18 protein-coding genes and 1 pseudogene are annotated in these 24,306 nt (G+C 52.4%); 7 read left to right on the top strand and 12 right to left on the bottom strand.

What is annotated here, in order from left to right; genetic code table 11:
* Positions 1 to 3: 3 nt before the first annotated feature.
* Positions 4 to 339: an ethanolamine utilization microcompartment protein EutS gene (gene eutS, locus C1P89_RS01385; RefSeq protein ID WP_005136545.1), complete on the bottom strand. Its 336-nt coding sequence runs from the start codon at positions 337 to 339 to the stop codon at positions 4 to 6.
* A gap of 293 nt (positions 340 to 632) precedes the next feature.
* Positions 633 to 2,912, bottom strand: a complete 2,280-nt coding sequence (gene maeB / locus C1P89_RS01380; protein ID WP_000342643.1) for an NADP-dependent oxaloacetate-decarboxylating malate dehydrogenase — start codon at positions 2,910 to 2,912, stop codon at positions 633 to 635.
* A 288-nt stretch (positions 2,913 to 3,200) separates the two neighbouring features.
* On the opposite strand from maeB, the gene tal reads away from it, so the two are divergent.
* Positions 3,201 to 4,151 carry a transaldolase gene (gene tal, locus C1P89_RS01375; RefSeq protein WP_001003712.1) on the top strand — a complete coding sequence of 317 codons (951 nt, stop codon included), beginning with the start codon at positions 3,201 to 3,203 and terminating at the stop codon, positions 4,149 to 4,151.
* Between the two features lie 19 nt (positions 4,152 to 4,170).
* Complete coding sequence (gene tkt, locus C1P89_RS01370; protein ID WP_000087267.1) at positions 4,171 to 6,174, top strand: transketolase; 2,004 nt, start codon at positions 4,171 to 4,173, stop codon at positions 6,172 to 6,174.
* Between the two features lie 95 nt (positions 6,175 to 6,269).
* On the opposite strand, the gene C1P89_RS01365 is transcribed toward tkt, so the two are convergent.
* The 3 genes and pseudogenes from C1P89_RS01365 to aegA form a co-directional block, all read right to left on the bottom strand.
* Positions 6,270 to 7,313, bottom strand: coding sequence for a DUF1176 domain-containing protein (locus C1P89_RS01365; protein ID WP_001270503.1), 1,044 nt, complete (start codon positions 7,311 to 7,313; stop codon positions 6,270 to 6,272).
* A gap of 125 nt (positions 7,314 to 7,438) precedes the next feature.
* A pseudogene (nudK, locus tag C1P89_RS01360) lies at positions 7,439 to 8,014 on the bottom strand (GDP-mannose pyrophosphatase NudK).
* Between the two features lie 67 nt (positions 8,015 to 8,081).
* A complete protein-coding gene (gene aegA / locus C1P89_RS01355) occupies positions 8,082 to 10,061 on the bottom strand; it encodes a formate-dependent uric acid utilization protein AegA (protein ID WP_001078861.1) in 1,980 nt (659 codons plus the stop codon).
* A gap of 205 nt (positions 10,062 to 10,266) precedes the next feature.
* Between aegA and narQ the strand changes: the two genes are divergently transcribed.
* On the top strand, positions 10,267 to 11,967 hold the full coding sequence (narQ, locus tag C1P89_RS01350; RefSeq protein ID WP_005143133.1) for a nitrate/nitrite two-component system sensor histidine kinase NarQ: 1,701 nt from the start codon (positions 10,267 to 10,269) through the stop codon (positions 11,965 to 11,967).
* Positions 11,968 to 12,130: 163 nt separating this feature from the next.
* Complete coding sequence (acrD, locus tag C1P89_RS01345) at positions 12,131 to 15,244, top strand: multidrug efflux RND transporter permease AcrD (protein ID WP_001263102.1); 3,114 nt, start codon at positions 12,131 to 12,133, stop codon at positions 15,242 to 15,244.
* Positions 15,245 to 15,342: 98 nt separating this feature from the next.
* Here the strand turns inward: acrD and ypfM are convergent, their stop codons facing one another.
* Positions 15,343 to 15,402 (bottom strand): protein YpfM, encoded by a 60-nt coding sequence (ypfM, locus tag C1P89_RS01340; RefSeq protein ID WP_001386977.1) that lies wholly within the window; start codon positions 15,400 to 15,402, stop codon positions 15,343 to 15,345.
* A 381-nt stretch (positions 15,403 to 15,783) separates the two neighbouring features.
* Here ypfM and C1P89_RS01335 point away from each other — a divergent pair, with 381 nt between their 5' ends.
* From C1P89_RS01335 to C1P89_RS01325, 3 genes are read left to right on the top strand one after another with little or no spacing between them, the layout of a single operon-like run.
* Complete coding sequence (locus tag C1P89_RS01335; protein ID WP_000258247.1) at positions 15,784 to 16,140, top strand: ArsC family reductase; 357 nt, start codon at positions 15,784 to 15,786, stop codon at positions 16,138 to 16,140.
* A gap of 3 nt (positions 16,141 to 16,143) precedes the next feature.
* Entirely contained in the window at positions 16,144 to 17,271 is a 1,128-nt protein-coding gene (gene dapE, locus C1P89_RS01330) for a succinyl-diaminopimelate desuccinylase (protein WP_001277785.1), read from the top strand.
* A gap of 27 nt (positions 17,272 to 17,298) precedes the next feature.
* The gene (locus C1P89_RS01325) at positions 17,299 to 17,499 is read left to right on the top strand and encodes a YpfN family protein (protein ID WP_000383836.1); all 201 of its coding nucleotides are present in this window, start codon (positions 17,299 to 17,301) and stop codon (positions 17,497 to 17,499) included.
* A gap of 109 nt (positions 17,500 to 17,608) precedes the next feature.
* Here the strand turns inward: C1P89_RS01325 and ypfH are convergent, their stop codons facing one another.
* The 6 genes from ypfH to dapA all read right to left on the bottom strand — a co-directional run bounded on the left by ypfH (position 17,609) and on the right by dapA (position 24,282).
* On the bottom strand, positions 17,609 to 18,307 hold the full coding sequence (gene ypfH / locus C1P89_RS01320; RefSeq protein WP_000679808.1) for an esterase: 699 nt from the start codon (positions 18,305 to 18,307) through the stop codon (positions 17,609 to 17,611).
* Between the two features lie 73 nt (positions 18,308 to 18,380).
* A complete protein-coding gene (gene tmcA / locus C1P89_RS01315; RefSeq protein ID WP_000829339.1) occupies positions 18,381 to 20,396 on the bottom strand; it encodes a tRNA cytosine(34) acetyltransferase TmcA in 2,016 nt (671 codons plus the stop codon).
* Between the two features lie 14 nt (positions 20,397 to 20,410).
* Positions 20,411 to 21,259: a KPN_02809 family neutral zinc metallopeptidase gene (gene ypfJ / locus C1P89_RS01310; RefSeq protein ID WP_001267494.1), complete on the bottom strand. Its 849-nt coding sequence runs from the start codon at positions 21,257 to 21,259 to the stop codon at positions 20,411 to 20,413.
* Positions 21,260 to 21,426: 167 nt separating this feature from the next.
* Positions 21,427 to 22,140, bottom strand: coding sequence for a phosphoribosylaminoimidazolesuccinocarboxamide synthase (gene purC, locus C1P89_RS01305; protein ID WP_001385429.1), 714 nt, complete (start codon positions 22,138 to 22,140; stop codon positions 21,427 to 21,429).
* A 212-nt stretch (positions 22,141 to 22,352) separates the two neighbouring features.
* A complete protein-coding gene (gene bamC, locus C1P89_RS01300) occupies positions 22,353 to 23,387 on the bottom strand; it encodes an outer membrane protein assembly factor BamC (protein WP_001297320.1) in 1,035 nt (344 codons plus the stop codon).
* 16 nt (positions 23,388 to 23,403) lie between these two features.
* The gene (gene dapA, locus C1P89_RS01295; protein ID WP_001295469.1) at positions 23,404 to 24,282 is read right to left on the bottom strand and encodes a 4-hydroxy-tetrahydrodipicolinate synthase; all 879 of its coding nucleotides are present in this window, start codon (positions 24,280 to 24,282) and stop codon (positions 23,404 to 23,406) included.
* Between the last annotated feature and the right edge of the window lie 24 nt (positions 24,283 to 24,306).

Here is a 24,306-nt window from a genome sequence, read left to right as displayed (position 1 = left end):
GTATTAACTTTTGGTCATTTCACAAAGCGTATAATTTAATAAGCGACCTAAACCGCTGACGGTTTGTGATAACGCTTCTTCTACTGCGCCCACCGAGCCATAAATCACCAATGCACCGCTGAAGCGGTCGAGAAAACCGATATGCACATCAGCGGCTTTCAGCGCTAAATCACCGACGATCATCGCCGTTTCGCCGGGAGTTAGCGTCATAATGCCAATTGCGCCCGCATCCGGAACGCCGATTTTCTTCGCCAGTTCCTCACCGGGATGCGCGATGAGATGCGCCAGTGTGACCTGTTTGCCGGGCACAAATTCCTGAATGATGCGTTCTTTATCCATGAGTCGCCGCCTGTGAAAAACTTTCGTGTATCGTGACAATTTTTCGTCAGAGTAAATAACAAAATTCGGCAAGCGCGTTTAAAAGGTGAGGTAGATCACTAAGAATGGAGAGATATTCGCTGTGGTGCATAAACTTTCATATGCAACGCATGAATATAAATAAAATAATATCGAGATATTATATAGACTGCTTTTTTTTATTATTCGCAAACTCAGTAATAAGCTTTACTAATATATTGCAGCCAAACCGCTTACCCTGAATATTCAGGGTAAGCGTGAGAGTTAAAAAAGAATTACAGCGGTTGGGTTTGCGCTTCAACCACGGCCAGCGCCACCATGTTGACGATACGACGCACCGATGCGATCGGCGTTAACACGTGAACCGGTTTCGCCACGCCCATCAGCACCGGACCGACAGTCACACCTTCCGAGCTGGAAACGCGCAGTAAGTTGTAACTAATGCGGGCAGCTTCCATGTTCGGCATCACCAGAATATTGGCAGAACCTTTCAAAGGGCTGTCCGGCATACGGTCGTTGCGAATCGCTTCCACCAGCGCCGCATCGCCGTGCATTTCACCATCAATCATCAGTTCTGGCGCACGTTCCCTGACCAGTTCCAGCGCCTGACGCATTTTGCTCGACGACGGGCAGTCAGAAGAACCAAAGTTGGAGTGCGACAACAGAGCAACGCGCGGTTCAATACCGAAACGACGGACAGTTTCTGCCGCCATCAAGGTGATCTCCGCCAGCTCTTCTGCGTCTGGTTCGTCATTGACGTAGGTATCGGCAATAAAGGTGTTACCACTCGGCAGCAGCAGCGCGTTCATTGCACCTGCGGTGTGAACGCCATCGCGATAACCAAAGACATTTTTCACCACGCTAAAATGTTCATGATAATCACCCACCGTACCGCAAATCATTGCATCGGCTTCGCCACGCTGAACCATGATCGCGCCGATCACTGTCGGGTTACTGATCAGCGCCCGCTGCGCCTGTTCCTGAGTGACGCCGCGACGCTTCATGATCTGGAAGTATTCGGTCCAGTACTCTTTAAAGCGCGGATCGGATTCGTTATTGACGATCTCAAAATCAACGCCCGCTTTGATCTGCAAGCCCAGTTTCTGAATGCGCATTTCGATCACGTTCGGACGACCGATAAGGATCGGTTTCGCCAGTCCCAGCGTTACCAGTTCCTGAGTGGCATGCAGAACGCGCGCCTCTTCCCCTTCCGGCAGAACTACGCGCTTCGGCGCTTTGCGAGCCTGGGAGAAAATCGGCTTCATAAACAGGTTGGTTTTGTAAACGAACTCAGTCAGCTTGTCGATGTAGACGTCGAAATCAGCAATCGGACGCGTCGCCACGCCCGACTCCATCGCCGCTTTCGCGACCGCAGGAGCGATCTTAACGATCAAGCGCGGATCAAACGGTTTTGGAATGATGTATTCCGGACCAAAGCTCAGATCCTGATCGCCATACGCTGAAGCCACCACTTCGCTCTGTTCCGCATGGGCCAGTTCTGCAATCGCGCGTACCGCCGCCAGTTTCATCTCTTCGTTGATGGCGGTTGCGCCAACGTCCAGCGCGCCACGGAAGATGAACGGGAAGCAAAGGACGTTGTTGACCTGGTTTGGATAGTCAGAACGACCGGTGCAGATGATGGCATCCGGACGCACTTCTTTCGCCAGCGGCGGCAGAATTTCCGGTTCCGGATTCGCCAGCGCCAGAATCATTGGTGCCCGAGCCATTTTCTTCACCATTTCCTGGGTCAGCACTTTCGGGCCGGAACAGCCCAGGAAAATATCCGCACCTTCAATCACATCATCGAGGGTACGTTTGCCGTCATCCACCACCGCATATGCGGCTTTGGTTTCCGCCATGTTTGGCTCACGGCCTTGATAGATAACGCCTTTTGAATCGCAAACCACGATGTTATGTTTTTGCAGACCCAGCGCTACCAGCAGATTCATACAGGCGATTGCTGCGGCACCCGCGCCGGAAACCACCATCCGCACGTCGGAGATGTTTTTCTCCACCACGCGCAAGCCGTTGAGGATGGCGGCAGTGCTGATGATTGCCGTGCCGTGCTGATCGTCGTGGAATACCGGAATATTCATCCGCTCGCGCAGTTTCTGTTCAATATAGAAACATTCTGGCGCTTTAATGTCTTCGAGGTTGATTCCGCCGAAGGTCGGTTCGAGCGCAGCGACAACTTCAATAAATTTGTCCGGGTCGAGTTCATCAACTTCAATGTCAAATACATCAATCCCGGCGAATTTCTTAAACAGAACGCCCTTGCCTTCCATCACCGGTTTGCCAGCCAGCGCGCCAATGTTGCCTAACCCCAGCACCGCCGTACCGTTAGAGATCACCGCCACCAGGTTACCGCGGGCGGTATATTTGTAGGCTTTTAACGGGTCTTTTTCGATTTCAAGACAAGGTGCGGCAACGCCGGGTGAGTAGGCCAGCGCCAGATCGCGCTGCGTTGCCAGAGGCTTGGTTGGAGAAACCTGGATTTTCCCTGGAACTGGAAATTCATGGAAATCAAGTGCACTTTGTTTTAACTGGTCATCCATTTGGTTGTTCCTTTCACGTAACGTTCACAAATAAAGTGTGTGGGCAACACCCCCTGCCCACAACGTGGCGCACATTATTACCTTGCCGGAGTCTACAGACTTTGAGCAAGTCCAAACTCTCACCATTAATATAATGTTTTGGTAATAATCCTATAACACTGATGTTACCTGCTTAATCCAGCAATACCATGCCTGTCTGCTATGCTTTTTTGATGCGTTTAGCGAAATTTCTCAGAAGTGTGAATTAACGCACTCATCTAACACTTTACTTTTCAAGGAGTATTTCCTATGAACGAGTTAGACGGCATCAAACAGTTCACCACTGTCGTGGCAGACAGCGGCGATATTGAGTCCATTCGCCATTATCATCCCCAGGATGCCACCACCAATCCTTCGCTGTTACTCAAGGCTGCCGGATTATCACAATATGAGCATTTAATAGACGATGCTATCGCCTGGGGTAAAAAAAATGGCAAGACCCAGGAACAACAGGTGGTCGCAGCGTGTGACAAACTGGCGGTCAATTTCGGTGCTGAAATCCTCAAAATCGTACCCGGTCGCGTGTCAACAGAAGTTGATGCACGCCTCTCTTTTGATAAAGAAAAGAGTATTGAGAAGGCGCGCCATCTGGTGGACTTGTATCAGCAACAAGGCGTTGAGAAATCACGCATTCTGATCAAGCTGGCTTCGACCTGGGAAGGAATTCGCGCGGCAGAAGAGCTGGAAAAAGAAGGTATTAACTGCAACCTGACGCTGCTGTTTTCTTTTGCACAGGCACGGGCCTGTGCGGAAGCAGGCGTTTTTCTGATTTCGCCGTTTGTCGGGCGTATTTATGACTGGTATCAGGCACGCAAGCCGATGGACCCGTATGTGGTGGAAGAAGATCCGGGCGTTAAATCGGTGCGCAATATCTACGACTACTATAAGCAACACCACTATGAAACCATTGTGATGGGCGCGAGCTTCCGTCGCACCGAACAAATCCTCGCCTTAACCGGCTGCGATCGACTGACTATCGCACCGAATTTGCTGAAGGAGCTGCAGGAAAAAGTTTCGCCAGTGGTACGTAAATTAATCCCACCTTCTCAGACGTTCCCACGCCCAGCTCCCATGAGCGAAGCGGAGTTCCGTTGGGAGCACAATCAGTATGCGATGGCGGTAGAAAAACTGTCTGAAGGCATTCGTCTGTTCGCCGTTGATCAACGCAAACTGGAAGATCTTCTTGCCGCCAAACTATAAACCAGCCACGGAGTGTTATATGTCCCGAAAAGACCTTGCCAATGCGATTCGCGCACTCAGTATGGATGCGGTACAAAAAGCCAATTCTGGTCATCCCGGCGCGCCGATGGGCATGGCTGATATTGCCGAAGTGCTGTGGAACGATTTTCTTAAACATAACCCTACCGACCCAACCTGGTATGATCGCGACCGCTTTATTCTTTCCAACGGTCACGCGTCGATGCTGCTCTACAGTTTGCTGCATCTGACCGGTTACGACCTGCCGCTGGAAGAGCTGAAGAACTTTCGTCAACTGCATTCGAAAACCCCAGGCCACCCGGAGATTGGTTATACGCCAGGCGTTGAAACCACCACCGGTCCACTTGGACAAGGTTTGGCGAACGCCGTCGGGCTGGCGATAGCAGAGCGTACACTGGCGGCGCAGTTTAACCAGCCAGACCATGAGATCGTCGATCACTTCACCTATGTGTTTATGGGCGACGGCTGCCTGATGGAAGGTATTTCCCACGAAGTCTGTTCGCTGGCAGGCACGCTGGGACTGGGCAAGCTGATTGGTTTTTACGATCACAACGGTATTTCCATCGACGGTGAAACAGAAGGCTGGTTTACCGACGATACGGCAAAACGTTTTGAAGCCTATCACTGGCATGTGATCCATGAAATCGACGGTCACGATCCGCAGGCGGTGAAGGAAGCGATCCTTGAAGCGCAAAGCGTGAAAGATAAGCCGTCGCTGATTATCTGTCGTACGGTGATTGGCTTTGGATCGCCGAATAAAGCAGGTAAGGAAGAGGCGCACGGCGCACCGCTGGGGGAAGAAGAAGTGGCGCTGGCACGGCAAAAACTGGGCTGGCACCATCCGCCATTTGAGATCCCTAAAGATATTTATCACGCCTGGGATGCCCGCGAAAAAGGCGAAAAAGCGCAGCAGAGGTGGAATGAGAAGTTTGCCGCCTATAAAAAGGCTCATCCGCAACTGGCAGAAGAGTTTACCCGTCGGATGAGCGGTGGTTTACCGAAGGACTGGGAGAAAACGACTCAGAAGTATATCAATGAGTTGCAGGCGAATCCGGCGAAAATCGCCACCCGTAAGGCTTCGCAAAATACGCTTAACGCTTATGGCCCCTTGCTACCGGAGCTGCTCGGCGGTTCGGCGGATCTGGCTCCCAGCAACCTGACCATCTGGAAAGGTTCTGTTTCGCTGAAGGAAGATCCGGCGGGCAACTACATTCACTACGGGGTGCGTGAATTTGGCATGACCGCTATCGCCAACGGCATCGCGCACCACGGCGGCTTTGTGCCGTATACCGCGACGTTCCTGATGTTTGTTGAATACGCCCGTAACGCCGCGCGGATGGCGGCACTGATGAAAGCGCGGCAGATTATGGTTTATACCCACGACTCAATTGGCCTGGGCGAAGATGGTCCGACGCACCAGGCTGTTGAGCAACTGGCCAGCCTGCGCTTAACGCCAAATTTCAGCACCTGGCGACCGTGCGATCAGGTGGAAGCGGCGGTGGGCTGGAAGCTGGCGGTTGAGCGCCACAACGGACCGACGGCACTGATCCTCTCAAGGCAGAATCTGGCCCAGGTGGAACGTACGCCGGATCAGGTTAAAGAGATTACTCGTGGCGGTTATGTGCTGAAAGACAGCGGCGGTAAGCCAGATATTATTCTGATTGCCACCGGTTCAGAGATGGAAATCACCCTGCAAGCTGCGGAGAAATTAGCAGGAGAAGGTCGCAATGTTCGCGTGGTTTCCCTGCCCTCGACCGATATTTTCGACGCCCAGGATGAGGAATATCGGGAGTCGGTGTTGCCTTCTAACGTTGCGGCTCGCGTGGCGGTGGAAGCAGGTATTGCCGATTACTGGTACAAGTATGTTGGTCTGAAAGGGGCAATTGTCGGGATGACGGGTTATGGGGAATCTGCTCCGGCGGATAAGCTGTTCCCGTTCTTTGGCTTTACCGCCGAGAATATTGTGGCAAAAGCGCATAAGGTGCTGGGAGTGAAAGGTGCCTGATAGTGATCGCCGGATGCTGATTGCCGGATGCGACGCTGACGCGTCTTATCCGGCCTACAGCGTCTTATCCGGCCTACATGTCCCCGCCATTTTGTTTAACGGGTGATCCACAACGTGGGCCAGGCGTCTGGCCCATGCCAGTTATCGCAGGTGGGTTCTGCGGCGTAACGCACCAGGCGAAAACGCTGACCGTCAAAGCGCCAGCGCGCCTGAATGCCACAATCGCTTAATCCGCGCCCTTTCGCTAAGGTCACCAGTTCACGCGATTTCTCATCAAATGTTGCGTTCATCAGTTCCAGTTCATTCGTCTCCTGCCCGTTGTTGAACGGCAAACGCAACCGAACCGGGCGCGAGGCTAGCGGCTTTTTACGCGACACAATCCATGCCAAATCAATGGTGTTATAGGCCCCTGCCTCACAGCTGATCATCATCAGCGCTTTATCATCAGTCAGCGCAGTGACATTCACCTCACGACGTAACGGATCAAGCGAGCAGCGCAGACCATTCATCCGCCAGTTTCCATAATCCAGCAAATCGTTGCGTTCTTCGAGTGAGAGTGGCGTCGGCGTTGGGTTAACCACCGCGACCTCTTTCAGCGCAGGCGCGGGCGGTACGCTGAGCGGCGGTTCGTCCCCTTTCTTGATCCACGCGGTTTCACTGCCAACGCGCTTTTGCTGAGCATCAATAAACAACAACGCCGCTTTTAAGCCACTCAGAGAAATGGTCTGATTGCCGTCGCGTAAGGTGATCGCCTTCCCTTCCTGAATCATCTGCAAAAACGCGGTGATGGTTGCCGTATCATCGGTTACTAATAACCATGGTGAAATCCGCCACTTGTCACCACTTAACGCCAACGGCTCACCATCTAACAGCAGCCGTGGCGCTATCTCTCCTTCAGACGCATCCGGCGACTTCAACCCGCCGCGCTCAATACGTAAAACGGCATCGGTATGCGCCCCGGCGCTGCGGCTCAGGGTCATCACCAGTCCATTATGATCGCCCGTATTGCGCGCCACGCAGAAGTTTTGGTTATTACAGGTGACCTGCCAGTCGGAAAACGCCCGTTGCGCTAGTGCCGCCCACACCAAAGACGTCGGCAACAAAGCGAAAAAAAAGAGAAGGAAAATGCGATAGCGCATGGACGGTACGACCCCAGAAGTTCAAACAAACAGCACAAGTCGTATCTTCGTTGCGCAGGTAGCGCGGCTCAATCAGATTTGTCGGATTGAGCCAATAATAAACAACGAAATATTATTGTTATTTTTCAGTCCATTAAATGTGACGTTTGCAAATAGTTAAGCAATAACACCGTCTTACCGTCACGTATCTCGCCGGTTTTGATCATCTCCAGCGCCTGGCTGAACGGCAGCTCGAGCACTTCAATATCTTCATCTTCAACACCGCCACCGGCGTTAGCGCGCTGATTGTCACTGTATTCGGCGATAAAAAAGTGGATTAGCTCAGTCACACCGCCAGGCGACATATACAGTTCAAATAATTTGCGCACTTCGCCCACTTCATAGCCCGTCTCTTCAATCGCTTCTTTACGAATGCACACTTCCGGTTCGTCGTTATCCAGCAGCCCGGCGCAGGTTTCAATCAGCTGCCCGCTTTCATTGCCATTAACCCAGGTAGCGACACGGAACTGACGAATCAGAACCACGGTCTTTTTCTTCGCGTTGTACAGGAGGATCGTCGCACCATTACCGCGATCGTAAACTTCACGTTTATGGCGGATAACTTAGCCATCTTTGCGCGTGAGATCGTAAGTAATGTTGTGCAGGGTGAAATAGTTATCGGAGAGAATTTTGTCTTTAATGAGGGTGATTTGTTGCGTCATACCGACTCCACAGCGCGAAATGAACAATTATATTACGCTGTGAAGTCGGGTTTGTCTGCGCAGGCTATCAGTGAGATTTGACTGATTTTACCCCCAGCCAGTCAATAATCCCCTGTGCCGCATGACGTCCTTCTGCCATTGCGGTAACCACCAGATCCGCACCACGCACGGCGTCGCCACCGGCGAAGATTTTCGGATTGGTGGTCTGGTAACGGTACTGGCTTTCCACATCCGCGATGATGCGGCCCCATTTGTCTACCGTTACACCGTGCGACTCCAGCCACGGCATCCCGTGTGGATTGAAGCCAAACGCCATAATCACCGCATCGGCTGGCATGACAAATTCACTGCCCTCAATCGGTACAAGTCGCCGGCGCCCCTGGGCATCCGGCTCGCCAAGACGCGTGCGCAGGAAACGAATTCCGCAAACGTGACCTTGCTCATTCAGCTCAAGCGCCACCGGCTGGACGTTAAATTCGAAGTTGGCCCCCTCTTCGCGGGCGTTCTTCACCTCTTTCTTCGAGCCTGGCATGTTAGCTTCATCACGACGATAAGCGCAGGTGACGTTACTCGCGCCGTGGCGCAGCGCGGTACGCACACAGTCCATCGCGGTGTCGCCGCCGCCCAGTACCACGACGTTGAGTCCGGCGGTATTGATAAACGGCTCTTCCGGTAGCTCTTCGAGTCCCATCACCTGTTTAGTGTTGGCGATGAGGAACGGCAGCGCGTCATAAACGCCCGGCGCATCTTCATTGGGTAAACCCGCTTTCATGGAACGGTAAGTGCCTACGCCAACGAAGACCGCGTCGTATTGTTCCAAAAGCGAATCCAAAGAGACATCTTTACCCACTTCACAATTGAGTTCGAAGTGAATCCCCATCGCGCTGAAGATTTCCCGACGGCGTGCCAGCAGGGATTTATCCAGTTTGAAAGAAGGAATGCCGAAAGTGAGCAAGCCACCAATTTCTGGATGGCGATCGTACACCGTCACCGCCACGCCATTGCGGGTCAGAACATCCGCACAGGCCAGCCCTGCCGGACCCGCACCGATAATCGCCACCCGCTTGTCCACTTTGGTGACATGGCTTAAGTCAGGACGCCAACCTTTCGCCAACGCCTGATCTGAAATGTAGCGTTCAATGTTGCCGATAGTTACCGCGCCGTGCTCATCGCGAATAGTACAGGCACCTTCACACAAACGGTCCTGCGGACAAACGCGTCCGGTAATTTCCGGCAGGGTGTTGGTCAGGTGAGAAAGCTCGACGGCGGCGTCGATGTTTCCGGCTTTCACCAGTTCAATCCACTGCGGAATATGGTTATGCAGCGGGCAGGTCCATTCACAAACGCTGTGCTCGCCGCATTTAAGGCAGCGCGAGGCTTCCCGTTGTGCCTGATCGGCACGGAATGGCAGATAAATTTCATCAAAACCGGTTTTGCGCGCTTCAATCGCCAGTTTATCCGGCTCGCCACGCGCGGGCGTTGCCTGCATTTGTTCGACTTTACTCATTACCGGCATTTCTTGTGCAGCGGTACTGGCATGCCACGGTTGATGCTCCTGACGTGCGGTGCGCAAGCGGCGGGATTTCGCCATGCCGGAGAGTGCGACGTCAGTGACCAGTTGCAGCGCGTCCGCCGGGCAATTCTCGACACAGGCAGGACCGTTTTCGCGCCCTGCACAAAGGTCGCATTTATGCGCCGTGGCTTTTACTTTTCCTGCCGCGACGGGTGTCAGGACGATTTGCATCGTACCAAACGGACAGGCCACCACGCAGGATTTACAGCCAATACACTTTTGCTGATTGACCTGAATGCTGTCATCAACGTGGCTGATTGCGCCATTAGGGCAGCTACGGGCGCAGGGCGCATCTTCACAATGGTGACAGGTCACTGCACTACGTTGCTGCTGATGTTTGATAACCGTAATTCGGGGATGAAAATGGTGTTGGCTCAGGACATGTTGCTCATCATTGTGAGCCATGACACAGGCGATTTCACAAGCATGACAACCCAGACATTGCTGACTGTTGGCCATAATAAAACGATTCATAACGACCTTCTTTTTTGGTTGTAAAAACCTTATTCTTTATATGAGTGTTGTTATTACCCGACTTACAGGGGAATCGGCAATGTTCATGTGCCCAGAATAAGTAACTATTTCGCTATAAACTGTGGCAGATCAAATAATCCCATCACTGACTAAATTGCGTTTTAGCGAACTGGAACATTAATGATTTTTTGTGGAGAAGACGCGTGTGATTGTTAAACGACCCGTCTCGGCCAGTCTGGCCCGGGCCTTTTTTTACATTGTGCTGCTGTCGATTCTTTCCACGGGTATCGCTCTGCTAACTCTGGCGAGCAGTTTGCGCGACGCTGAGGCTATCAATATTGCCGGATCGCTGCGTATGCAGAGTTACCGCCTGGGCTACGACTTGCAAAGTGGCAGTCCACAACTCAATGCACATCGCCAGTTGTTTCAGCAGGCACTGCATTCATCGGTATTAACCAATCTCAACGTCTGGTATGTGCCAGAAGCAGTAAAAACTCGCTATGCGCATCTGAATGCCAACTGGCTGGAGATGAATAATCGGCTCAGCAAGGGCGATTTGCCGTGGTATCAGGCCAATATTAATAATTATGTTAATCAGATAGACCTGTTCGTGCTGGCTTTACAGCACTACGCTGAACGCAAAATGCTGCTGGTGGTGGCGATTTCCCTGGCTGGCGGTATCGGTATTTTCACGCTGGTCTTTTTTACTTTGCGCCGTATACGCCATCAGGTGGTTGCCCCGCTGAATCAGCTGGTTACCGCCAGTCAACGTATTGAACACGGGCAGTTCGACTCGCCGCCGCTGGATACCAGTCTGCCGAATGAGCTTGGTCTGCTTGCAAAAACCTTTAACCAGATGTCGAGCGAGCTGCATAAATTGTACCTTTCGCTGGAGGCGTCAGTAGAAGAAAAGACCCGCGATCTCCACGAGGCCAAGCGTCGTCTGGAGGTGTTGTATCAATGTTCGCAGGCGCTGAACACAAGCCAGATTGATGTGCATTGTTTCCGCCATATTTTGCAGATTGTTCGCGACAATGAAGCGGCTGAATATCTGGAGTTAAATGTCGGTGAAAACTGGCGGATTAGCGAAGGGCAACCAAACCCGGAATTGCCGATGCAGATTTTACCGGTGACAATGCAAGAGACGGTTTACGGCGAACTGCACTGGCAAAATAGTCACGTTTCATCATCAGAACCGCTGCTTAACAGCGTTTCGTCGATGCTGGGACGCGGTTTGTACTTTAATCAGGCGCAAAAGCATTTTCAGCAGTTATTGTTGATGGAAGAACGTGCAACCATCGCCCGCGAATTGCACGACTCGCTGGCTCAGGTACTTTCTTACTTACGTATCCAGTTGACGTTACTGAAGCGTTCGATACCGGAAGATAACGCCACCGCACAAAGTATCATGGCCGATTTTTCCCAGGCGTTGAATGATGCTTATCGGCAGTTACGCGAGCTGTTGACTACTTTCCGCCTGACGCTGCAGCAGGCGGATCTCCCCTCCGCGTTGAGGGAAATGCTGGATACGTTACAAAATCAAACCAGCGCCAAACTGACCCTCGACTGCCGTCTGCCAACCCTGGCGCTGGATGCGCAAATGCAGGTGCATTTGTTGCAAATTATTCGCGAAGCGGTGCTGAATGCGATGAAGCACGCCAACGCCAGCGAAATCGCCGTCAGTTGCGTCACCGCGCCGGACGGCAATCACACGGTTTATATCCGTGATAACGGGATTGGTATCGGTGAACCGAAAGAACCCGAAGGTCATTATGGTCTGAATATCATGCGCGAACGCGCGGAACGGCTGGGTGGGACGCTGACTTTTTCACAACCTTCCGGCGGCGGCACGTTAGTGAGTATTAGCTTTCGCTCTGCGGAGGGTGAGGAAAGTCAGTTGATGTAATGCCTCCTACTGACCAAAGAATACTTGCACTTAAGGTTCAGTATAAAAGGGCATGATAATTTACATTAACTCCTTTTTTTCTCCACGATTGGCTCGTACCTTGCCGCTACAGTGAAGCAAGTCAAGCCTACAACGATACGCAGAAACACGAGGTCCTCTTTTAATGGCGAATTTCTTTATTGATCGCCCCATTTTTGCCTGGGTGCTGGCAATCCTGTTGTGTCTGACAGGGACCCTGGCGATTTTTTCATTGCCCGTTGAACAATACCCCGATCTCGCGCCACCGAATGTGCGAGTGACCGCTAACTATCCCGGCGCATCGGCCCAGACGCTGGAAAACACCGTGACCCAGGTTATCGAGCAAAATATGACCGGCCTCGATAATCTCATGTATATGTCATCTCAGAGCAGTGGCATCGGTCAGGCATCTGTCACTTTAAGTTTTAAAGCAGGCACCGATCCGGACGAAGCCGTGCAGCAAGTACAAAACCAGCTGCAATCAGCCATGCGAAAGTTACCGCAGGCGGTGCAAAATCAGGGCGTGACGGTGCGTAAAACCGGCGATACCAATATTCTGACCATTGCTTTCGTCTCTACCGATGGTTCGATGGATAAACAGGATATTGCCGATTATGTTGCCAGTAATATTCAGGACCCGTTAAGCCGCGTGAATGGCGTCGGGGATATCGATGCCTATGGTTCGCAATATTCCATGCGTATCTGGCTGGACCCGGCGAAACTCAACAGTTTCCAGATGACGGCTAAAGATGTCACTGATGCCATTGAGTCACAGAACGCGCAGATTGCGGTTGGGCAACTTGGTGGTACACCTTCCGTCGATAAGCAGGCGCTCAACGCCACCATTAACGCCCAGTCACTGCTGCAAACACCAGAACAGTTCCGCGATATCACCTTGCGGGTGAATCAAGACGGCTCAGAGGTAAGGCTGGGCGATGTCGCCACCGTCGAAATGGGGGCGGAGAAATACGATTATCTTAGCCGCTTCAATGGTAAGCCAGCCTCCGGGCTGGGGGTAAAACTGGCCTCCGGCGCAAACGAAATGGCGACAGCGGAGCTGGTGCTCAATCGTCTCGACGAGCTGGCGCAGTACTTCCCGCACGGACTGGAATACAAGGTGGCGTATGAAACCACCTCGTTTGTTAAAGCCTCCATTGAAGACGTGGTGAAAACGCTGCTGGAAGCTATCGCCCTGGTTTTCCTCGTTATGTATCTGTTCCTGCAAAACTTCCGCGCCACGCTGATACCCACTATCGCCGTGCCGGTGGTGTTGATGGGAACCTTCTCCGTACTTTACGCCTTCGGTTACAGCGTCAACACCTTAACCATGTTCGCGATGGTACTGGCGATCGGTCTGCTGGTGGATGACGCAATCGTGGTGGTGGAAAACGTCGAACGTATTATGAGTGAGGAAGGACTCACTCCTCGCGAAGCCACACGTAAATCGATGGGGCAGATCCAGGGGGCACTGGTCGGGATTGCGATGGTGCTTTCGGCGGTATTTGTACCAATGGCCTTCTTCGGCGGCACCACCGGTGCCATCTATCGCCAGTTCTCTATTACCATTGTTGCGGCGATGGTGCTGTCAGTACTGGTAGCGATGATCCTCACTCCGGCTCTGTGTGCCACACTACTTAAGCCACTGAAAAAAGGTGAGCATCACGGGCAAAAAGGCTTTTTTGCCTGGTTTAACCAGATGTTTAACCGCAACGCCGAACGCTACGAAAAAGGGGTGGCGAAAATTCTCCACCGCAGCCTGCGCTGGATTGTGATTTATGTCCTGCTGCTTGGCGGCATGGTGTTCCTGTTCCTGCGTTTGCCGACGTCGTTCTTACCGCTGGAAGACCGTGGCATGTTTACTACCTCGGTACAATTGCCCAGCGGTTCAACCCAACAACAGACCCTGAAAGTCGTTGAGCAAATCGAGAAATATTACTTCACCCATGAAAAAGACAACATCATGTCGGTGTTTGCCACCGTTGGTTCTGGCCCTGGGGGTAACGGGCAAAACGTGGCGCGAATGTTTATCCGCCTGAAAGACTGGAGCGAACGCGACAGTAAGACCGGCACCTCGTTTGCCATTATCGAGCGTGCAACAAAGGCGTTTAACAAGATTAAAGAAGCTCGCGTTATCGCCAGCAGCCCGCCAGCAATTAGCGGTCTTGGTAGTTCTGCGGGTTTTGATATGGAGTTGCAGGACCACGCTGGAGCAGGTCACGATGCGCTGATGGCAGCACGTAACCAGTTGCTGGCGCTGGCGGCGGAAAACCCGGAGCTAACCCGTGTGCGCCATAACGGCCTCGACGACAGTCCGCAGTTGCAGATTGATATCGACCAGCGTAAAGCTCAGGCGCTGGGCGTTGCTATCGACGATATTAACGACACACTGCAAACCGCCTGGGGTTCGAGCTATGTGAATGACTTTATGGATCGCGGTCGCGTGAAGAAAGTCTATGTGCAGGCAGCTGCGCCGTATCGCATGCTGCCAGATGACATCAATCTCTGGTATGTCCGAAATAAAGATGGCGGCATGGTGCCCTTCTCTGCTTTCGCGACCTCACGCTGGGAAACAGGCTCGCCGCGTCTGGAACGCTATAACGGTTATTCTGCGGTTGAGATTGTTGGGGAAGCCGCACCGGGGGTCAGTACCGGTACGGCGATGGATATTATGGAATCGTTAGTGAAGCAGCTGCCAAACGGCTTTGGTCTGGAGTGGACGGCGATGTCGTATCAGGAGCGACTTTCCGGCGCGCAGGCTCCGGCGCTGTACGCCATTTCCTTGCTGGTGGTATTCCTGTGTCTGGCTGCGTTGTATGAAAGCTGGTCGGTGCCGTTCTCGGTAATGCTGGTCGTGCCGCTGGGGGTAATCGGCGCGCTGCTGGCAACCTGGATGCGCGGGCTGGAAAACGACGTTTACTTCCAGGTGGGCCTGTTAACGGTCATTGGTTTATCGGCGAAAAACGCCATCCTGATCGTCGAGTTTGCTAACGAGATGAACCAAAAAGGCCACGACCTGTTTGAAGCGACGCTCCACGCCTGCCGTCAGCGTTTACGCCCGATTCTGATGACCTCGCTGGCATTTATCTTCGGCGTATTGCCAATGGCAACCAGCACGGGTGCCGGTTCCGGTGGTCAGCATGCGGTGGGTACTGGCGTAATGGGCGGGATGATTTCAGCCACTATTCTGGCTATTTACTTCGTGCCGCTGTTCTTTGTGCTGGTGCGCCGCCGCTTCCCGCTAAAGCCGCGCCCGGAATAAGCAATAAAAAAGGCGACATGCCAATGTGTCGCCTTTTTCAACTTTCCGATTAAGAACCTGCTCAGCGGGTTCTTGCTGTTTATACTTTGTCTCAGGAATTACTTACGAAGCATAACTTCGATAAAGTCTTTCCAGTTCCCCAGTTCACGTTCAATCATAACAACCTCTCTTATAATTATGGGTATTCTACGGAAACAATATACCGTGGTGAAGCTAATTTACTCGATTGCTGCGATGACTACCTCCGGGGGGACAAATCTTATGTAAATACTATGGTCCTGCGGTGATGATTTGTATGTGATACACAGCAACATTTCGAGATATTCATACGGCATCTAATACTGATTTAATTCAGGTTAAAATACAGACAGATAACAAGATGAATATTCTTAATGTTTACGTTAAAAATGTTTAATATTATTTAATAGTTGTTAATTTGAATACTTCGATAATGTTATATTTCCTGATAATCATTTGCAGGCAAAATGTTTTCACCCTTAAATGAGTATTTATTCTCATAAATCGAAAAAGGATTCATTATGGTTACACTTTACGGTATCAAAAATTGTGACACCATTAAAAAGGCTCGCCGTTGGCTGGAAGCCAATAACATCGACTATCGTTTTCATGATTACCGCGTCGATGGGCTGGACAGCGAATTATTGAACGGTTTTATCAACGAATTAGGTTGGGAGGCGTTACTCAACACCCGTGGTACAACCTGGCGTAAACTGGACGAAACCACCCGCAATAAAATCACCGATGCGGCCTCAGCGGCGGCATTAATGACTGAAATGCCTGCAATTATCAAACGTCCATTGCTCTGCGCGCCCGGTAAGCCTATGCTGCTGGGTTTCAGTGATTCCAGTTATCAGCAATTTTTCCATGAGGTGTAGTCTATGTCGTGCCCGGTTATTGAGCTGACACAACAGCTTATTCGCCGCCCTTCCCTGAGTCCTGATGACGCAGGATGCCAGGCTTTGTTGATTGATCGTTTGCAGGCGATCGGTTTTACCGTTGAACGCATGGACTTTGCCGATACGCAGAATTTTTGGGCATGGCGTGGGCAAGGTGAAACATTGGCCTTTGCCGGGCATACCGACGTGGTGCCGCCTGGCGACGCCGATCGTTGGATCAATCCGCCGTTTGAACCCACCATTCGTGATGGCATGTTATTCGGGCGCGGTGCGGCAGATATGAAAGGCTCGCTGGCGGCGATGGTGGTAGCAGCAGAACGTTTTGTCGCACAACATCCCAACCATACGGGACGACTGGCATTTCTGATCACCTCTGATGAAGAAGCCAGTGCCCACAACGGTACGGTAAAAGTCGTCGAAGCGTTAATGGCGCGTAATGAGCGTCTCGATTACTGTCTGGTCGGCGAACCGTCGAGTATCGAAGTGGTTGGTGATGTGGTGAAAAATGGTCGTCGCGGATCGTTAACCTGCAACCTTACCATTCATGGCGTGCAGGGGCATGTGGCCTACCCACATCTGGCTGACAATCCAGTACATCGCGCAGCACCTTTCCTTAATGAATTAGTGGCTATTGAGTGGGATCAGGGCAATGAATTCTTCCCGGCGACCAGTATGCAGATTGCCAATATTCAGGCGGGAACGGGCAGTAACAACGTTATTCCGGGTGAACTGTTTGTGCAGTTTAACTTCCGCTTCAGCACCGAACTGACTGATGAGATGATCAAAGCGCAGGTGCTTGCCCTGCTTGAAAAACATCAACTGCGCTATACGGTGGATTGGTGGCTTTCCGGGCAGCCATTTTTGACCGCGCGCGGTAAACTGGTGGATGCGGTCGTTAACGCGGTTGAGCACTATAATGAAATTAAACCGCAGCTACTGACCACAGGCGGAACGTCCGACGGGCGCTTTATTGCTCGCATGGGGGCGCAGGTGGTGGAACTCGGGCCGGTCAATGCCACTATTCATAAAATTAATGAATGTGTGAACGCTGCCGACCTGCAGCTACTTGCCCGTATGTATCAACGTATCATGGAACAGCTCGTCGCCTGATGAGTGGTTCTGCAAGAGGAAATAAGCATGGACTGGCTGGCTAAATATTGGTGGATTCTGGTGATTGTCTTTTTGGTAGGCGTCCTGCTGAACGTGATTAAAGATCTCAAGCGCGTCGACCACAAGAAATTTCTCGCCAACAAGCCGGAGCTTCCCCCGCATCGTGATTTCAACGATAAGTGGGACGATGACGACGACTGGCCGAAAAAGGATCAACCGAAGAAGTAAGCTGAGTGCTCAACCGTAGGCCGGATAAGGCGTTAACGCCGCATCCGGCAATGGTGAACGATGCCTGATGCGACGCTCACGCGTCTTATCAGGCCAGGTAATCTGTCTTTTACATCATTTCAATCACATCATCATCGCCAGGCTTACCGCCACTTAGCGCTTCGTCGAAATAATGTTTCGGAATGGTATAACGCAAGTGATCCAGGGCAAATTGCATACTGCGATTGTCGATCGCATGGCCTAAATCCTCCACGATATCCAGCGTCACGTCACCACCGGCACTGATTAACGCTTCCTGCGCCGCAACCGCATGCGCCAGATCGATAACCGGATCTTCACCGCCATGAATCAGGTGAATTGTCGTGGCTGTAGACGCAGTTTCCGGCAGGCTCGCATAGCGTCCGTTAAAAGCAATGACGCGTGAAGCAAGGCCCGGTTCGGCTTTAATGCTCTCCAGCGCCATAATCGCGCCTTGAGAGAAACCGATTAGCGCTGTGGCGTTAGCCCCTACTCCGCTCTGTTTCTGCCAGTAGCGCACCATCTCAATAAACGTCGGCATGATGGCATCCACACGCGCCTGGCGATTATCTTCCGTAATACCCTGCACCGAAAACCACTGACGCCCCGCCGGATTACCGCTCGGCTCCGCGCCTCCGACACTCACCACCAGCGCATCAGGAAATAGCGGCGCAAACCAGCTGCCTATTTCCCCCATTGCCACCGGGTTATCCCCGACACCGTGGAAAAGCAGTAACAACTGTTGCGCAGGTTTATCCGGGCTTTGAACAACAAAATGGTCATGTTTCATGGCGAACTCCTTAACTGATGTCATTAATTTTACGCCGCTGACTCACAATGACCATGGGAGAAAATTGAAGGAGTCAGTGAAAAAATTGCCATTGCGTTATGCGATCGCGCAGACGCTCAGTGCGAACCTCATTAAGTGCGAACAGCGCCTGCGCGGCCTCTTCCCGCTGGCGAACCAGTAACATCTTGCGGCCTGAAAGTTTAAGTGTGGTACATAACTGCGCGTCACTGGTGTTTTTCTGTAAACGCCCACGCAGCGCCGGTAATGCCAGTTCACTGGTTTGTAGCAGACGCAATAAGCAACCTAACGACGTTAATAGCGGACGATGAGCGAAAGCAAAACCGGCCAGTTCAAGCCAGTCGTCGTCAGAAAGGACGGCATTGTTTAGTGGATCAACAGGAAGCGTTTCGCCATTCCACTGCGCGAGAGCTTGCGCATCGCGACGTAAACGGTAATGCTCACGTTCAGCCAGCTGTTTACCCGCATCACTCATCGGTAACAGTGCCATCGCCGTATAGCAACCGCTGCTGGCTTCACGATGATTACCCATTCGCACCAGCACAAAACCGCAGCGTTGCCAGAAACGCCATAACTCCCCGGTGTAACCAAAACTCACCGAAAGATAGTCGAGGCCAGGCCTATATTGCAAAGCGCTGGCAATGAGCTGTTGCCCAACGCCTTCGCGCTGACGCGCCGGATGGACTGCAATCCGGCTGCCCCGCCGTCCGCGCAATGTCGCCGCCAGTGGATTGCTGCCGTGCGCCGCCAGCGACTGGGCCACCAGATTACCCCGCGGGCGACGAAAACCTGCCCATACCGCCTGACTGAGTTCTTGAGATAATCCGCCCTCATCCACCAGCCACAACGCCCCGGCAATCTCGTTTTCGCCAGCCGCCTGTAAAAAATGTTGCCCTGGTGCATCCATCATCCGGCGTAAATCCAGCGGCGAGGTCCGGTAGTGCGCACCAGACAATAACTGATAAACCTTTAACGGCGTTTCTGGATCGCTTCGCCATAACGTTTGTTCAAATGCGGAAATGACGATATTGCCTTGTGGTGTATGGGTGAAGTTTTCATCGTTAAAAACCAGTGCCTCACTAACCATTTTTTCCAGCGGGCATCCCTGTGCCCAGCGGATCGGCTGTTGCAGTTCAAAACGGTGTAAATGCGGAAAGCGAGCGCAAAATTTCAGCAAAAAACCACGTCCGGTACCTTCGTAGCCCTGCACCGTAGTGGTTAACAACGTTCGAGGAAAACGCGATACCAGTTGATGCAACAACGGCGCAGGTATGGCTGCGGCTTCATCGACCACCAGCCAGTCGGCTTGCTCATCGCTGGCTAACAAGGCATCCGGCGCAATAAAGCGAAACTTCTCGCCCGCAAATTGTGCCAGTACATCCGTTGCCGCTTTTGCGGGCGCGGTGACAATCGCACTGCCCGCAATACGAGAAATGAGTTGCCCTGCCAGCGCGGACTTACCGCGCCCACGCGCAGCCGTTACCGCTGCCACGCCCGGCGGCATGGTCAGTAGCTGCTGTAAGAGTTGCTGTTGTTCTGGTTGTGGTGCGCCGGTCGCGGGGTGCCAGTCAGTACGGGGGGTAAAATGCGCCAACGAGAACGGCTGGTTTTGCCGCCAGAGAATAGCGTCGTTATCCGCCGTAAGTACGCGTTTGAGATGCTGGACAAAATGCGGCGTCGCAATAGGGTCAGGGCAATCACTCCAGCGCAGCGAGTCGGCATCAGGTTGGTTTTCCCACTCTTCCCATACAGGGAGTAACAAAACCAGCCAGCTTCCCGCTTTCAACGTTCCGCTAAGTGCCGCAAAGGCAGCGGCATCAAAGCCGTGGCGGGCGTCGAATACCGCATGCCGGAACTCGCGCCCAAGTAAAGTTTGTAGCGCCGAGGGAGAACAGTGGTTTTCAGCATCTGGCTGCGGCGAAATCCACAGCCAGTCGCCAGGTAAGGCATCACGCAACTTAAGCGCATGATCAAAACACCAACCCTCTTCCCCGCTCAACACCAGCAAGCGGCGGATCCCTTCACGTTTCATTTGCGCTGTTAATGTGTGAAGCGCAGTCAGTTCAGCCATCCTTGCCCCGGAAGTTAAATGCTTTTACCAAAAGTATTGCATTGTGCCGGATCGCCGCTGTCGAAACCACGTTTAAACCAGCTGTAGCGTTGCTGAGAAGTACCATGAGTGAAACTGTCTGGTACTACTCGCCCCTGACTTTGCTGTTGTAAACGGTCATCGCCGATGGCCTGCGCCGCGTTCAGCGCCTCTTCCAGATCGCCTTGCTGCTGCATGTTATGCCCCCAGACACCGGCAAAACAGTCGGCCTGGAGTTCCATACGCACAGATAAGCGGTTTACTTCCGCCTGCGTCGCGTTTTGTTGCAGTTGACGAACTTTCGGCTCGATGCCTAACAATTTCTGCACATGATGACCGACTTCATGGGCGATAACGTACCCCTGGGCAAAATCGCCATCCGCGCCGAGTTTGTCTTTCATGTCATCATAGAAGGAGAGATCGATATAAACCGTGCCATCCGCCGGGCAATAGAACGGTCCCATAATGGACTGGCCCGCCCCGCAGCCGGTACGCGTCATTCCACGATACATGACCAGCTTCGGTTGCTGATAGGTTTTACCCATCTTCTCGAATTGCTGTCCCCAGGTGTCTTCCGTGGTTGCCAGAATCACCGAGGTGAATTTTGCGGCTTCGTCTTCATTTGGGCTAATTGACCGTGTTGATTGCTGTTGGGAAACCGGCTGTCCGGTCATCAACCCGGTTAAATCAACACCATAGTAGCCTGCAACCAGCACGACTATCAGTAAAATCAGCCCGCCTTTACCGCTTGGCAGGCGAAAACCGGGACCGCCCATTGACGGACCGCCGGAGCTGTTACGCCTGTCTTCGACATTGTCACTTTCACGTCGCCCTTGCCAACGCATAGATACCTCAACAATATATTCATTATAGAAATGATCGTAGGTGGTTCAGAGGAAGATTACCACAGGAAAGCGGGATGAAATGGCGGAGGAATGAGCGTTCAATGCATATATTCCGAGAGCGGTTGTCTTGCCGTGCCAGCTGCACGGCAAGATGATGAACAGAAAAATCAGTCCAGCTGTACACCCAGGCGGCGGGCGACGGCTTCATAGGCTTCGATCAGGCCACCGAGGCTCTGGCGGAAACGGTCTTTGTCCATTTTCTCCAGTGTTTCTTTGTCCCACAGGCGGCTGCCGTCCGGGGAGAACTCATCGCCCAGTACCACTTCACCTTTGTACAGACCAAACTCCAGCTTGAAGTCGACCAGAATCAGACCAGCATCATCGAACAGTTTTTTCAGCACGTCGTTCGCTTTGTAGGTCAGCTCTTTCATACGCGCCAGGTTCTCTTTGCTCACCCAGCCAAAGGTTTCGCAGTAAGATTCGTTGACCATCGGATCGTGCATGGCATCGTTTTTCAGGAACAGATCGAACAGCGGCGGGTTCAGCTCAATACCTTCTTCGATTCCAAGACGTTTCACCAGAGAGCCCGCAGCACGGTTACGCACGACACACTCAACCGGCACCATATCCAGCTTTTTCACCAGACATTCGGTATCGGAGAGCAGACGCTCCATTTGAGTCGGGATACCCGCTTCAGCCAGTTTGCTCATAATGAAGTAGTTGAACTTGTTGTTCAACATACCTTTGCGATCAAACTGCTCAATGCGCGCGCCATCCCCTGCTGACGTATCATTGCGGAATTCGAGCACCAACAGGTCCGGGTTTTCCGTGCTGTATACGGTTTTCGCTTTACCACGATACAACTCAGCTTGCTTTTGCATCTTTATCACTCCTGGGTGTGAATTAACGTTTTAAAATCTTTTGCTGTCTGGTGTGCCGGATGTTTTGTCGGATGCGGCGTGAACGCCTTATCCGAACTACGTCCGACAAACAAATTTCGTGCGAATTACCGCTAAAATCGCGTTTTCCTGCCGACGCACACGTTTGCGTATCATATCAGAAAAAAGGGCCGGATGATTCCAGCCCTGTATTTTTACTTGCTAAACGCAGCCTGGAAGACAGCTACCAGCGCGTCGTTCTGACTCTGAGTCAGAGTATGACCTTTCGGATCGATGAACTGTAGGCTGCTGCGGTTATCTAAATCGCCAACCTGCAGTTTATAGTCACCGGATGCCAGGCCTGGATCGCTCGCGCCCAGTTCCTGCCAGTCGCTGTCAGACAGCGGCTTATAAGTTACGGCCATGTTGCCCTGCGAACGGGTGCTGTCGGTCACTTTCATGCCCACTTTTTCCAGCGCCGCTGGCAGACGTTGCCAAACCACATTGAACGGCCCGCGTACGACCAGCATTGGTAAACCGGTGTCATCAGCTGCACTTTGTACGTCCATAGTGGTGGAGGCACGATTTTGCGCAGCGTTCGCGGCGTCAGTGGCAGATTTATCCAGACCGGCGGAAATAACGTTCATCATCTCCGTGCTGTAACGCTGCATGGAAGCCGCGTCTGCAACCGGTTTGCCCGCCTGTTCCAGGTTCAACAGTTTAACCGTAACCGCCTGCTGATAACCCTGCGGCTTAACAGAGATTTGATAACGACCACGATACTGCTCGTCTTCGTCCAGACGGTTCCATTGTACCCAATCGGTGGTCAGTGTCTGACCAGCATCATCACGTTGGGTGATGGTGTAGTTTTTCGCCTGCAGCACGCTAACCACCTGCGGCCACAGAGTATTGCCACGACCATTTTCCACCAGCAATGAAGCGGTATCGCCCGTGAACTGGGTACGCGCGCCAGAAACCAGTGCCAGCGGCTGGGCTGGTGGACGAATGTCCAGCGCCTTACCGACAGCACCACTACCGTTGGTCACCGGGATTGCATAATCACCGGAGGTCACCGGCAAAATCATTCCAGCCGGGGCATGAAGCTCCGCAAGCGGTGCCGCTTCCAGGTAGGCTTCATCACCACTGACCTGACGCTTATAGCGTGAGTCAGAACTACAGGCAGCGAGTAATAAAACAAGCGAAACACCCGCAACCTTTGCCAGGCGCGACTTTTGAACAGAGTAAGCCATCAAATCTCCCTAAACTTTACAGCAAACCGGCATGCTTAAGCGCCGCTCTGACCGTCTCACGACCACTGTCGGTGATTGGTGTCATTGGCAGGCGCAGCGTATCGGTCGCCACAAGACCCAGTTCCTTACATGCCCATTTCACCGGGATTGGATTGGGTTCGACAAATAGTTTGTTGTGTAATGGCATCAGACGCTGATTAATAACGCGTGCCTCGGCAAAATGCCCTTCTGCTGCCAGTTTGCACATCTGGGCCATATCACGCGCTGCGACGTTAGCCGTAACGGAAATAACCCCATGACCGCCTAATTGCATGAAGTCCAGCGCGCTCGCATCATCGCCGCTCAGCAGAACAAAATCATCTGAAACCAGCTCTTTGATCTGGTTTACACGCGTTAAGTTCCCTGTTGCCTCTTTGATTCCGATAATATTTTTTACTTTCGCCAGACGGCCCACCGTTTCCGGGAGCAGATCGCAGCCAGTACGGGACGGCACATTATACAGAATTTGCGGCAGGTCAGTATGCTCAGCGATGGCTTTGAAATGCTGATACAAACCTTCTTGCGACGGACGATTGTAGTAAGGGGTTACCGTCAGGCAGCCGACGATACCACTGTCATTGAAGCGCTGCGTCAGGCTAATGGCTTCCGCAGTAGCGTTAGCGCCGGTCCCGGCAATTACCGGAATGCGCCCATCAGCCAGCTCCAGCGTCATCATCACCACATCAGCATGTTCGTCATGATTTAAGGTAGCGGACTCGCCAGTGGTGCCAACAGAAACGATCGCCGAAGTACCGCTGGCGACATGATAATCAATCAGTTTTTTCAAGCTAGCCCGACAGACATTACCTTTTTCATCCATCGGAGTAACAATCGCGACAATACTTCCCGTGAACATGGGCCATCCTCTGTGCAAACAAGT

The organism is Shigella sonnei (assembly GCF_002950395.1).
Taxonomy (GTDB): Bacteria; Pseudomonadota; Gammaproteobacteria; order Enterobacterales; family Enterobacteriaceae; genus ECMA0423.
This window is presented reverse-complemented; position numbering and strand designations above follow the sequence as displayed.

What these genes read in the sequence shown, in the direction of transcription:
- eutS (WP_005136545.1), bottom strand. Translation starts at nt 339, where the DNA reads ATGGATAAAGAACGCATCATTCAGGAATTTGTGCCCGGCAAACAGGTC.
- maeB (WP_000342643.1), bottom strand. Translation starts at nt 2,912, where the DNA reads ATGGATGACCAGTTAAAACAAAGTGCACTTGATTTCCATGAATTTCCA.
- tal (WP_001003712.1), top strand. Translation starts at nt 3,201, where the DNA reads ATGAACGAGTTAGACGGCATCAAACAGTTCACCACTGTCGTGGCAGAC.
- tkt (WP_000087267.1), top strand. Translation starts at nt 4,171, where the DNA reads ATGTCCCGAAAAGACCTTGCCAATGCGATTCGCGCACTCAGTATGGAT.
- C1P89_RS01365 (WP_001270503.1), bottom strand. Translation starts at nt 7,313, where the DNA reads ATGCGCTATCGCATTTTCCTTCTCTTTTTTTTCGCTTTGTTGCCGACG.
- aegA (WP_001078861.1), bottom strand. Translation starts at nt 10,061, where the DNA reads ATGAATCGTTTTATTATGGCCAACAGTCAGCAATGTCTGGGTTGTCAT.
- acrD (WP_001263102.1), top strand. Translation starts at nt 12,131, where the DNA reads ATGGCGAATTTCTTTATTGATCGCCCCATTTTTGCCTGGGTGCTGGCA.
- C1P89_RS01335 (WP_000258247.1), top strand. Translation starts at nt 15,784, where the DNA reads ATGGTTACACTTTACGGTATCAAAAATTGTGACACCATTAAAAAGGCT.
- dapE (WP_001277785.1), top strand. Translation starts at nt 16,144, where the DNA reads ATGTCGTGCCCGGTTATTGAGCTGACACAACAGCTTATTCGCCGCCCT.
- C1P89_RS01325 (WP_000383836.1), top strand. Translation starts at nt 17,299, where the DNA reads ATGGACTGGCTGGCTAAATATTGGTGGATTCTGGTGATTGTCTTTTTG.
- ypfH (WP_000679808.1), bottom strand. Translation starts at nt 18,307, where the DNA reads ATGAAACATGACCATTTTGTTGTTCAAAGCCCGGATAAACCTGCGCAA.
- tmcA (WP_000829339.1), bottom strand. Translation starts at nt 20,396, where the DNA reads ATGGCTGAACTGACTGCGCTTCACACATTAACAGCGCAAATGAAACGT.
- ypfJ (WP_001267494.1), bottom strand. Translation starts at nt 21,259, where the DNA reads ATGCGTTGGCAAGGGCGACGTGAAAGTGACAATGTCGAAGACAGGCGT.
- purC (WP_001385429.1), bottom strand. Translation starts at nt 22,140, where the DNA reads ATGCAAAAGCAAGCTGAGTTGTATCGTGGTAAAGCGAAAACCGTATAC.
- bamC (WP_001297320.1), bottom strand. Translation starts at nt 23,387, where the DNA reads ATGGCTTACTCTGTTCAAAAGTCGCGCCTGGCAAAGGTTGCGGGTGTT.
- dapA (WP_001295469.1), bottom strand. Translation starts at nt 24,282, where the DNA reads ATGTTCACGGGAAGTATTGTCGCGATTGTTACTCCGATGGATGAAAAA.